The 11,929-nt window shown below is 34.7% G+C and carries 12 protein-coding genes; 7 read left to right on the forward strand and 5 right to left on the reverse strand.

Annotated features, from left to right (window positions below):
- Positions 1–33: 33 nt before the first annotated feature.
- The 5 genes from remB to dnaA all read right to left on the reverse strand — a co-directional run bounded on the left by remB (position 34) and on the right by dnaA (position 4,631).
- The gene (gene remB, locus C1A05_RS00165) at positions 34–333 is read right to left on the reverse strand and encodes an extracellular matrix regulator RemB (protein WP_102026153.1); all 300 of its coding nucleotides are present in this window, start codon (positions 331–333) and stop codon (positions 34–36) included.
- A 9-nt stretch (positions 334–342) separates the two neighbouring features.
- Positions 343–1,461, reverse strand: a complete 1,119-nt coding sequence (recF, locus tag C1A05_RS00170) for a DNA replication/repair protein RecF (RefSeq protein WP_102026154.1) — start codon at positions 1,459–1,461, stop codon at positions 343–345.
- Between the two features lie 27 nt (positions 1,462–1,488).
- Complete coding sequence (gene yaaA / locus C1A05_RS00175) at positions 1,489–1,713, reverse strand: S4 domain-containing protein YaaA (protein ID WP_102026155.1); 225 nt, start codon at positions 1,711–1,713, stop codon at positions 1,489–1,491.
- Positions 1,714–1,927: 214 nt separating this feature from the next.
- Positions 1,928–3,073 (reverse strand): DNA polymerase III subunit beta, encoded by a 1,146-nt coding sequence (gene dnaN, locus C1A05_RS00180; RefSeq protein ID WP_102026156.1) that lies wholly within the window; start codon positions 3,071–3,073, stop codon positions 1,928–1,930.
- Between the two features lie 211 nt (positions 3,074–3,284).
- A complete protein-coding gene (gene dnaA / locus C1A05_RS00185) occupies positions 3,285–4,631 on the reverse strand; it encodes a chromosomal replication initiator protein DnaA (RefSeq protein ID WP_102026157.1) in 1,347 nt (448 codons plus the stop codon).
- A gap of 720 nt (positions 4,632–5,351) precedes the next feature.
- On the opposite strand from dnaA, the gene rpmH reads away from it, so the two are divergent.
- The 7 genes from rpmH to rsmG all read left to right on the forward strand — a co-directional run bounded on the left by rpmH (position 5,352) and on the right by rsmG (position 11,772).
- Positions 5,352–5,486: a 50S ribosomal protein L34 gene (gene rpmH, locus C1A05_RS00190; RefSeq protein WP_102026158.1), complete on the forward strand. Its 135-nt coding sequence runs from the start codon at positions 5,352–5,354 to the stop codon at positions 5,484–5,486.
- Between the two features lie 198 nt (positions 5,487–5,684).
- Positions 5,685–6,041, forward strand: coding sequence for a ribonuclease P protein component (gene rnpA, locus C1A05_RS00195; RefSeq protein ID WP_102026159.1), 357 nt, complete (start codon positions 5,685–5,687; stop codon positions 6,039–6,041).
- Between the two features lie 95 nt (positions 6,042–6,136).
- Positions 6,137–6,913 carry a YidC family membrane integrase SpoIIIJ gene (gene spoIIIJ, locus C1A05_RS00200; RefSeq protein WP_102026160.1) on the forward strand — a complete coding sequence of 259 codons (777 nt, stop codon included), beginning with the start codon at positions 6,137–6,139 and terminating at the stop codon, positions 6,911–6,913.
- Entirely contained in the window at positions 6,910–7,527 is a 618-nt protein-coding gene (gene jag / locus C1A05_RS00205; RefSeq protein WP_102026161.1) for an RNA-binding cell elongation regulator Jag/EloR, read from the forward strand. Before spoIIIJ ends, jag begins: the two co-directional genes overlap by 4 nt.
- A gap of 227 nt (positions 7,528–7,754) precedes the next feature.
- Positions 7,755–9,131, forward strand: a complete 1,377-nt coding sequence (gene mnmE, locus C1A05_RS00210) for a tRNA uridine-5-carboxymethylaminomethyl(34) synthesis GTPase MnmE (protein ID WP_102026162.1) — start codon at positions 7,755–7,757, stop codon at positions 9,129–9,131.
- Between the two features lie 23 nt (positions 9,132–9,154).
- Positions 9,155–11,038: a tRNA uridine-5-carboxymethylaminomethyl(34) synthesis enzyme MnmG gene (gene mnmG, locus C1A05_RS00215; RefSeq protein ID WP_102026163.1), complete on the forward strand. Its 1,884-nt coding sequence runs from the start codon at positions 9,155–9,157 to the stop codon at positions 11,036–11,038.
- Positions 11,039–11,055: 17 nt separating this feature from the next.
- The gene (rsmG, locus tag C1A05_RS00220; protein WP_102026164.1) at positions 11,056–11,772 is read left to right on the forward strand and encodes a 16S rRNA (guanine(527)-N(7))-methyltransferase RsmG; all 717 of its coding nucleotides are present in this window, start codon (positions 11,056–11,058) and stop codon (positions 11,770–11,772) included.
- The last annotated feature ends 157 nt before the right edge of the window (positions 11,773–11,929 follow it).

The raw sequence follows: 11,929 nt of genomic DNA on the forward strand, positions 1-11,929 counted from the left end.
ATACTAAAAATCGTAGAAGCTATTACGAATAATTTATTCAATACTATTTTCATCATCAAATACATCTGAAAAATCTTCTAGTTTGTTTAAGGTTGATGATAATTGGGCTCGTTTTTTTAATGTGTTTACAGATAAGGTACTAAAATAAATTAAATCTGTTGTTATGACAATTGATTTTGCTGAATCATAATAAGCCTCTACAACTTTATTATTTTTTCGTTGATTCATAATCATTTCATCGATAATAGAAGAGGATGTCAGTAGCTCTCTATCTATTATCGAAACAACATCTTTAGAATGAATGACGTGATCCTCACCTATATGTATAAACAACGAATATCCTCACCCTTCTTTCACTACAGTTCCTTTATGAACATGAAATATTTCTGCTTTTTTCAACGTTTCATGCTCTATCCCCGTAACACTTGTTGTGGATACAAAGGTTTGTACTTTTCCTTGTATTGTATTTAATAAATGAGATTGTCGATGATCATCCAACTCACTTAAAACATCGTCTAGAAGTAAAATTGGATATTCTCCAACTTCATTGTGAATTAATTCAATTTCTGCTAATTTTAACGATAATGCCGTTGTTCTTTGTTGACCCTGGGAGCCAAATGCTTGAACGTCCTTTTCATTCACATAAAATAGCAGGTCATCCCGATGAGGACCAATAAGAGACGTTCCTCTCTCCACTTCTTTTGTTTCTACATCCTGAAATTGTTTTTGATAAACTTCTACTATTTTTGACAACTCCATGTTTTCTGATACATCAGCACTAGCTTGGTACGTAATTTCTAAATCTTCTAAGTCATGACTTATCCCTTTATGAATTGGAAGGGCCCATTTACGTAATAAATGAAGAAATTGAAAACGTCTCTGGGTAATAGGGGAAGCATGCTCAATTAGCTGTTCCGTCATTACTCGAAGCATCGTCCGATCCATTTCTCTATTACGCTGATAGTCCTTTAACAATGCATTACGTTGCTTCAATATTTTTTGATATTGTGTTAAATGATACACATAGATAGGTTGGATTTGCCCAATTTCCATATCTATAAATCTTCTGCGCTCTTGTGGACTACCTTTCACTAAATTTAAATCCTCTGGAGCGAACATAACAACGTTTAATGCACCTATATAATCACTTAAACGCTGTTGCTCGATATGATTTAATTTTGCTTTTTTTCCCTTATTTGAAAAAATGAGCTCTAACGGAAAGGAACGATTTCGTTTTACAACACTACCTTTTATTTTAGCATAATTTTCGTTCCATTTTATTAATTCTTTATCTTTTGATGTACGATGTGACTTTGTTAATGCTAAAACATAGATGGATTCCATCATATTTGTTTTTCCTTGTGCATTTTCACCAATGACAACATTAATTTTGTGATCAAAAGATAAATCGAGTTTGTCATAATTCCGGTAATTTGTAAGTGATAGTTCTGTTATATACATATATTTCTCCCTCTAGCATAAGGAACATTAATCATCAACTTGAATAACTTGATAGGTACCGACTCCTATAATTTCTACGGTATCACCATGCTTTAACTTTTTTCCACGACGATTTTCTTTTTCCCCATTTACAAAAATGGTGTGCTCACTTAAAAACCACTTCGCCATGCCACCAGTATCAATAACATTAGCTAGCTTTAAAAAGGTACCTAATGGTATAAATTCAGTTGAGATTTCAACTTTTTCATGCAATCTGATCACCTAAATTTTTTTATATTTTTACTTACTATATTTTTTACTATTTTTTCAAATAAATAAGCTCAAGTACGTTTTATTTTTCTATATTCTATTTTACTAGATGCAGGCCAACAAAGAAAGTTTACAAGCGTTAAAAAGTAAGAAAAGCAAGGGCTTTTATAGGAATTCCCTTGCTTTTTTTGTCTATTTATTCTTGATGTTTAGGTTCTTAATACGTTCTTACAGGTAAAATAAGCTGTAAGATTTCTTCATGGTCTTCGATTGGTTTAATAATAAACGGTCTCATTGCTCCAGTGAATTGGATTTTAACCTTTTCCGAATCAATTGCTTTCAATGCGTCCATCATGTATTTTGCACTGAACGAAATCTTTAATTCTTCTCCATTCAATGAGTCGATATTGATTTCATCTACTACTTTACCAATTTCAGGAGAGTTACTAGAGATTTCAATTTTTTGATTTTCCTTTGTAACTAGCTTCACTACGTTATTACGACTTTCCTTTGCAAGCAAACTAGCACGATCAATCGAATTAAGTAATACTTTAGAGTCTGCTATTACGTCTGTTTTACTTTGCTCTGGAATTAAACGTGACGTTTCTGGATAATTTCCATCTAAAAGTCTAGACAGGAATAAAAGGTTTTTAGCTTGGAATAAAATTTGGTTGTCCGTAATACTAATTTCAACATGATCTTGGGTATCATCTAAAATTTTACTTAATTCATTTAAGCTTTTACCTGGAATGACAACACTCTTATCGATCAGCTCTGCTGTATTGATTGTTAAAGGTATAGATCTAGATGCTAAACGATGACTATCCGTTGCAACAAACGCTAATTTATCACTTTTAATGGATAAATTTACACCAGTTAAAATAGGTCTTGTTTCAGATGTAGATACAGCAAAAACAGTTTGTTTAATTAAATTTTTTAATAAATCTGTTGGTAATTCAAAGCTGTTTTCTGTATGTAATTTAGGAAGATGTGGATATTCCTCTGCATCTTGTCCATTTAAATTAAACTCTGCATTTCCAGATCGAATCAAAATATTATGATTTTCATCAGCAGTAATTTCTACAGTTTGTTCAGGTAGCTTACGTACAATTTCAGGGAAGTATTTAGCCTGTACAACGATACTTCCAGGTTCTATTCCTTCTACATAAACCACTCCATTTTCTTCTGCAGGGATATAGGATTCAATGGTTACATCGGAATCACTACCAGTAAGTTTTAGGCCGTCTTTTGTTACTTCTATTTTCATTCCACTTAATATTGGTATCGTTGTTTTTAAAGAGATAGCTTTCATTACATCCTGTACGCTTTCCATTAACTGAGTACGTTGGACAACAAACTTCATTTTTAAATCCTCCTAATATAGGTCTTTGAGTAATGAATAAAGGCGCAAGCTATTGCGCTTTATATATTATTTATGTTTTTTAAAAAATAGTAATAATAGTAATAGGCCTTGTGAATATGTGTATAACTAATATTTTTACTAGATAAGAAAGTCTATCCACATGTGGATAGACTGTGTATATATGTGTACTAGTTATTCACAGTATTCAGGATTAGTGTTGTTTAATTTTTTCTTTTAATTCTTCAATTTCTTTATGAAGGAGTTGATCACTTGCAATCATTTTAGAAATCTTTTCGTGTGCATGAATAACCGTTGTATGATCTCGGCCACCAAATTCTTCTCCAATTTTCGGTAGGGAAAAGTCCGTCATTTCTCTCGCTAAATACATCGCAATTTGACGAGGAAATGCAATAGATTTTGTTCTTTTCTTAGCAGAAAAATCCTCTAGTTTAATTTGATAATGCTCTCCAACAACTTCTTGTATCCCATGAATCGTGATTGTTTTTGGTTTTGAACTAGGGATAATATCTTTTAGTGCATCAGCAGCAACGGAAGCATCTATATCTTTATTGATAAGAGATGAATAGGCTACTACACGAATTAGTGCACCTTCAAGTTCTCGAATGTTTGTATCGATTTGATTCGCGATGTAGAGCATTACTTCATTTGGAATATCTAAACCTTCTGCTTTTGCTTTTTTGCGTAAAATAGCAATTCTTGTTTCCAAGTCTGGAGGGGTTATGTCTGTTATAAGCCCCCATTCAAACCTAGACCTTAAGCGATCTTCTAGTGTGGGAATTTCCTTTGGTGGTCGATCACTTGAAATTACAATTTGCTTGTTTTCCTCATGCAAAGTATTAAACGTATGGAAAAATTCCTCTTGTGTTGATTCTTTACCAGCCAAAAACTGAATATCATCTATAAGAAGTACATCCACTTTTCGGTACTTATTGCGAAAATCTATTGCCTTATTATCACGAATAGAGTTAATAAATTCATTGGTAAACTTCTCACTAGATAAATAAACCACTTTAGCCGAAGGATTATGTTCTAAAACATAATGTCCGATCGCATGCATTAAGTGGGTTTTACCTAATCCTACTCCTCCATATATAAATAGGGGATTATATGCTTTAGCTGGTGCTTCAGCAACCGCTAATGATGCAGCATGTGCAAAGCGATTCCCAGAGCCAATTACAAAGGTATCAAATGTATTTTTTGCATTTAAAAGAGAATTAGGAGATTCCTCATTTCCATTTGATCCATTTGGTTTTGTTTTTGGTTTTTTTACAGGTTCCGGTTCTATTTCTGTTTCTGGAATAATAAATTTAGGTTTAAGAGCAGTACCTGCAACTTCGTATAAAGTATCAGATATAAGCTCTGAATAACTATTTTCTAGCCAGTCACGTGCAAATTCATTAGGAGCAGCAATAACAATCGTATCATTCTGGAAGGATTTTGCCTCAGTAGATTTTAACCAAGTATCAAAGCTCGGTTTACTGATTTTCCCTTCAATGGTTTGGAGTGTTTTTGCCCATAGCTCTGCTAGATTTTCCAAATTGATCACCTCTCTTTCTAGGGGGAAAGTGTACGAATCCGACTCTTTTCATGTATGTGATGTAAAGCTATTTGAAATAAAATCACGATATAATAAAGAGGATTAAAGCTTGTGGATAAAAAATGTCTATAATAATAAGAGATAAGACAATTATCGACATTATCCACAAAAATGTGAATAGAACCATAAACAAGACAGTGAATTAATGTCCACAGGATATCCACATTGTGTGGATAACATCATTTTGTTTCACTATTTTTTTATTGTTAAACACAAATATAATACCAAATAAATCCTAGAGGTGCAATGGATTTTACCTACTTATCCACAAATTCAATTACTTGTGGTCTTTTTTTATCCACAACACTATATTTTGTGTATTAATTGTCGATAGAGGTTGTAGATAAATGTCGAGACGTCTCTTTTTTATAAACATGTCATGTGGATAAATGGAAAAACAGTATTTTAGGAGGCTGATCATCCTTCACGAAAAAGAATCTGTTAACTAGAAAAAAGCGTAAAGGAACTTAAAAGTATGAGAAAGTTTATGGCGTTTTTTTTTTTGTGCAAAATTTATTTGGTAAAGGGCAGTATTGTAGGAAGAAGGTTTTGATTTGTTCCGTTGAGCTATGTTGACATATCACTTTATATTCCTATATAATGAGTTGAACTGTGTGAATTGACATTGAAGTTTAACTTTCCTCAGGAGGTGTAATATAGATGAAACGTACGTACCAACCAAAGAAACGTAAGCATAGTAAAGTTCATGGTTTTAGAGCTCGTATGAGCACAAAGAATGGCCGTAATATTTTAGCTGCGCGCCGTCGTAAAGGAAGAAAAAAATTATCAGCATAGGCCACTGAATTAATCAGTGGTCTTTTTCTACATTTAGACCAATATATTAGGACATAGGGGGGATTAGGAATTAGTCCCCCTTATTGAATGAAATGATATAAATGTTGGGATAATGTTGGAGTAAATTGATATTTTAGTTTTTTTTACGATCCGCATTTCTTAAAAGGTGCCTTTCGTTTTTGTATTGGGGTGACAGTTATGAAGAAAGCCTACAGAATTAAAAGCAACAAAGATTTTCAAACGGTTTTTAAATTTGGAAAGTCTTTTGCTAACAAACAGTTTGTCCTCTACTATTTAAAGAAAGAAGATCAAGCTCATTTTCGAATCGGATTATCCGTTGGAAAGAAGCTAGGGAACGCTGTACTACGGAATAAAGTAAAGCGTTTACTAAGACAAGCCTTCTTAGAATTAGAGAAGGATATTAAACAAGATTATGATTATGTAATTATTGCTAGAATACCTGCACGCGACTTAGACTTCTTTCAAGTGAAGAAAAGTTTACTTCATCTATTGAAGAAAAGAAATTTAATCGTCCGTGATTTTATTGAAGGATAAAGACATTTTATATGGAATCCAAAATGGTAATAATGTTAAAATACTATTATATTTTGTAACTACATATGGGTTGAGTAGGTTAGGAGGAAGAAAGTTTGAGAAAAAAAATGTGGTTAGTCATCGCCCTCTTAGGATTAGTGACATTACTAACCGGGTGTATGGATGTTAATCAGGAAATAACCGAGGATTCAGATGGATTCTGGAATGAAGTATTTGTATGGCCACTTGTATTACTTTTAAGATATGTATCGGAACTATTTGGTGGTAGTCATGGACTTGGTATTATTTTTGTTACCATTTTAATTCGTTTGATTTTACTTCCATTAAATATAAAACAATTGAAGTCATCTAAGGCTATGCAAGAAATTCAACCAGAAATGCAAGCTTTACGTGAAAAATATAGTTCTAAAGATGCTTCAACACAACAAAAACTTCAACAAGAAACAATGCAATTATTCCAAAAGCATGGGGTTAACCCAATGGCTGGATGTTTACCTATTTTAATTCAAATGCCGATATTGATTGCATTCTATCATGCTATCTATCGTGCGCCTGAATTTAGAGAAGGTACATTCTTATGGTTTGAGTTAGGTTCACGCGATCCATATTTCATTTTGCCAGTAATTGCGGCAGGTGCAACCTTCTTACAACAAAAATTAGTGATGTCTAGCAATCCAGCAGCTTCAGGAAATCCACAAATGACAATGATGCTTTACATTATGCCAATTATGATTGGTGTATTTGCTGCAATATTCCCAGCGGCACTTGCTTTATATTGGGTAGTAGGTAACATTTTCATGGTTGTTCAAACTATATTTGTTCATAAACCTTTTTCCAAAAAGGATGAAAATGCAGGGGGAGCTAAAAAGTGAGAGAAGTAACTGCTACTGGTCAAACGGTGGAACAAGCAATTGAATCTGCATTATTTAAGCTTGATGCAAAGAAGGATCAAGTTCATGTAGATATTATTGACGAAGGTAAAAAAGGCCTATTAGGTGTTTTTGGATCAAAACCAGCCATTGTTAAAGTTCGTTTGAAAAAGGATAATATCAAAGAGGGGGAGGATTATCTCCGCCAAGTAGCAGAAAACATGGGTTTAACTATCCAAGTTAATAAACAAGAGCGTGAAAAAGAAGTCGTTTATGAAATGTCTGGGGAAAAAATTGCTTTATTAATTGGCAAAAGAGGACAAACATTAAATGCAATTCAATATTTAACTCACTTAGTCGTAAACCGAAATACAGATCGACACAAAACCGTAATCGTAGACGCAGAAGGATACAGAAACCGTCGTAAGGAAACGTTACAGCAATTAGCTGAACGTTTAGCGCAAAAGGCAATTCGAGAAAAAAGAGATGTTGTCTTAGAACCAATGCCTTCTTATGAAAGAAAGATTATCCATACTGCATTACAAAATAATAAAAATGTTTCAACGTATTCCGACGGGGTTGAACCAAATCGGAAAGTTGTTATTAAAGCTGAATAATATAACGTATGAAAAACACCTTTTACTGCTTAAAAGGTGTTTTTCTTTCTTTTTTATTCTGATTTTTGTATGTGGATTGTGGATAATTCCTAAAATAGAATATAGATGAAGTTATGCACATGTTTATAACTTTTAAAAAGCTAGGGACTGTGATATCCTAATAAATTAGCAAAAGCAGAAATAATTTGTGAATAAAATAGATACCAAAAAAATGGTGGTGCAAAAAGTTGGAAACAGATACAATTGCTGCAATATCTACCCCAGTTGGGGAGGGTGCAATATCCATAGTTCGGTTGAGTGGTGACGAAGCAGTAAGTATTGCTCAAAAATGCTTCAAGGGTAAAAACCTAGAAAAACAAGCAAGCCATACGATTCATTATGGAAAGATGATAGACCCGGAAACGGATGAAATAATAGAAGAAGTTATGGTAACCGTAATGCGAGCTCCTAAAACATTCACACGAGAAGACGTAGTAGAAATAAACTGTCATGGTGGTCTTGTGTCGGTAAACCGAGTATTAGAGCTTGTATTATCAGAGGGAGCACGACTCGCAGAGCCAGGTGAATTTACAAAGCGTGCATTTTTAAATGGTCGAATTGACTTGTCACAGGCGGAAGCTGTTATGGATTTAATTCGTGCAAAAACCGATCGTGCCATGAGAATCGCTTTAAAACAAATGGATGGACGTTTGTCTTCTCTCATTCAGCAATTAAGACAAGAGTTAATTGAGACGGTTGCACACGTGGAAGTAAATATTGATTATCCAGAATATGATGATGTAGAAGAAATGACTCATAAGATGTTAGTGGAACGGTCAAAAAAAGTTATGGGTAAAATAGAGGAACTGTTACAAACTGCCAAGCAGGGTAAAATATTAAGAGAAGGTATTGGAACAGCCATTATTGGGCGTCCAAACGTAGGTAAATCTTCCTTACTTAATGCACTTGCCCAAGAAAATAAGGCGATTGTTACCGATATACCAGGTACAACACGTGATGTTATCGAAGAATATGTAAATGTAAGAGGCGTACCACTTCGGTTAATTGATACAGCTGGTATTCGAGAAACGGAAGATATCGTTGAAAAAATTGGTGTTGAACGCTCGAGACAAGCGCTTAAAGAAGCAGATTTAATACTTTTAGTGTTAAACTATGGTGATGCCTTTACACATGAGGATGAATTATTATTTGAAGCGGCAAAAGGTTTGGATAAAATCATCATTATTAACAAAACCGATTTACCACAAAAGCTAGATTTAAATCGTGTTAATCAGGTTGCTGAAGGTGCGCCAATTATTAATACAGCAATTATTAAGGAACAAGGTATTAATGAATTAGAGCAAGCTATTGCGAATCTGTATTTTGAAGGGGATATTGAATCAACAGATATGACGTATGTTTCGAATGCACGACACATACAGCTGTTGAAAAGTGCAAAAAGAGCATTAGAAGACGCTTTAAGTGGAATAGAAGCAGGTATGCCTATTGATATGGTTCAAATCGATATCACGAGAACTTGGGAAATATTAGGAGAGATTATTGGAGACACAGTACAGGAAAGTCTCATTGATCAACTGTTCTCTCAATTCTGCTTAGGAAAATAATATAAATAAGGAGAGACCGAATTATGTATGAAGCTGGTCATTATGATGTTATCGTAATCGGTGCTGGCCACGCTGGGTGTGAAGCAGCTTTAGCCTCTGCTAAGCGAGGAGCAAAAACGTTGATGCTCACGTTGAACTTAGACTTAGTAGCTTTTATGCCTTGTAATCCATCTGTTGGTGGACCGGCAAAAGGTGTAGTAGTTCGTGAAATTGATGCGCTTGGTGGACAAATGGGTAAGAACATAGATAAAACGCATATCCAAATGCGTTTGTTAAATACAAGTAAAGGTCCTGCTGTCCGTGCATTACGTGCGCAAGCAGATAAAGTACTTTACCAAGCGGAAATGAAAAAAACATTAGAAAATCAACAAAACCTCACACTTCGACAAGGGATGGTTAAAAATATTATTGTGGAAGATGGGGTATGTAAAGGCGTAATTACGGAAACAAGTGCGGTATATTATGCAAAATCGGTAATCATTACAACAGGAACTTTTATGCGAGGAAAAGTTTTAATTGGTGATATTTCTTATGCAAGTGGTCCAAACAATCAACGCCCAACGATTGATTTGTCGGAACAACTAGAGGAGCTCGGCTTTGACCTTGTTCGGTTTAAAACAGGGACACCTCCAAGAGTTAATAGCCATACGATTGATTATAGTAAAACAGAAATTCAACCTGGAGATGATGAACCTAGAGCTTTTTCCTATGAAACAACGGAATTTATTACCGATCAACTACCATGTTGGTTAACCTACACTGGTGAGTTTACACATGAGGTAATCAATGAAAATTTAGGACGCTCTGCGATGTATTCTGGTGCAGTAAAAGGTACTGGCCCGAGATATTGTCCTTCTATAGAAGATAAGGTTGTTCGTTTCCATGATAAGCCACGTCATCAAATTTTCTTAGAGCCGGAAGGACGTAATACCGAAGAAGTATATGTACAAGGTTTGTCCACATCCTTGCCTGAAGATGTGCAAAAGAAAATGTTAGAAAGCATTCCTGGTTTAGAAAATGCAGAAATGATGCGTGCCGGCTATGCAATTGAATATGATGCTGTAGTACCTACGCAATTATGGCCAACATTAGAAACGAAAACAATCAGTGGATTATTTACAGCTGGACAAATAAATGGAACATCTGGTTACGAAGAGGCAGCGGGGCAAGGTATTATGGCAGGAATTAATGCTGCTGCGAAAGCGTTAGATTTAGAGCCACTCATTTTAGACCGTTCCCAAGCATATATAGGTGTTTTAATTGATGATTTGGTAACAAAGGGTACAAATGAACCTTATCGATTACTAACATCAAGAGCAGAATATCGCTTACTTCTCCGCCATGATAATGCGGACTTACGTCTAACAGAGATTGGCTATCGTTTAGGACTTATTTCCGAGGAACGCTATCAAAAGTTTATTGCAAAAAAACGGATGATTGAAGAGGAAAAAGAACGTTTAAGCCAAATTATATTAAAACCAAACGAAGCGGTACAAAATGTAATTAAAGAAGCGGGTGGACAAGAATTAAAAGACGGCATTCGTGCTAGCGATCTTTTGAAAAGACCTGAAATTACGTACAAAGTAATCAAAGGTATAACACCAGCTGAAAAAGAATTGCCTAACGATGTAGAAGAACAAATTGAAATTCAAATTAAGTATGAAGGATATATTCGAAAATCCCTCCAACAAGTGGAAAAGATGAAAAAAATGGAGGAGAAGAGTATTCCGGAGAATATAGATTATGATGATATACAAGGATTAGCAACAGAAGCACGAGAAAAGCTTAAACAAGTTCGGCCTTTATCTGTAGGGCAAGCATCACGTATTTCAGGTGTAAACCCTGCGGACATATCGATTTTACTTGTTTATATTGAACAAGGGAAAATAGCAAGAGTTTCCGACTAATTAAAGGGGTTCCTAGTATGAATAAAGATCAGTTTAGAGACAGTTTGAAGGAAAAAGGAATCGAATTAAGCGAACAGCAAATGAATCAGTTCGACACGTATTATCGAGTTTTAGTAGAATGGAACGAAAAAATGAACCTGACGGCAATAACCGATGAACAAGAAGTTTATTTAAAACATTTTTACGACTCGATTACAGCAGCCTTTTATGTGAACTTTGATCAGCCCTTGAATGTATGTGATGTGGGAGCTGGGGCTGGCTTTCCATCACTCCCACTAAAGATTGTTTATCCATCTTTAAAGGTTACGATAGTGGATTCGTTGAATAAAAGAATTACTTTTTTAAATCACTTAGCTAATCAACTTGGTTTGGAGAACGTTGAATTTATTCATGATCGCGCAGAAACCTTTGGAAAAAACAAAAGATACCGAGAAACATTTGATGTTGTAACAGCTAGAGCAGTTGCACGTATGTCTGTTTTAAGTGAATTGTGTTTACCACTTGTGAAAGTGGGAGGGGACATGATTGCTTTAAAAGCAGCTCAATTTAAGGAAGAGGAAACGGATGCCCGTAAGGCTGTCCAACTATTAGGAGGACAATGGGAAAAGGTTCATACATTCTATCTTCCAGAAGAAGAAAGCGAACGAAACATTGCAATCATCAATAAAGTAAAACCAACTCCAAAGACGTATCCAAGAAAACCAGGTACTCCAAATAAAAGTCCAATTTCCTAAAAAATAGGGATTGGGCTTTTGTTTTATGTAACTAAATCTATAAAAATATTATTTTATCGCTCAATTATTTTTCTTTGTCCAAAATTATGATAGAATAAATAGTAAAGTCATGATACGAGCTAAGCGCAGTTTCTTACACGGCTGCGTTTTTCTAATA

It is taken from the genome of Salirhabdus sp. Marseille-P4669 (assembly GCF_900240405.1).
GTDB lineage: Bacteria > Bacillota > Bacilli > Bacillales > Alkalibacillaceae > OEQK01.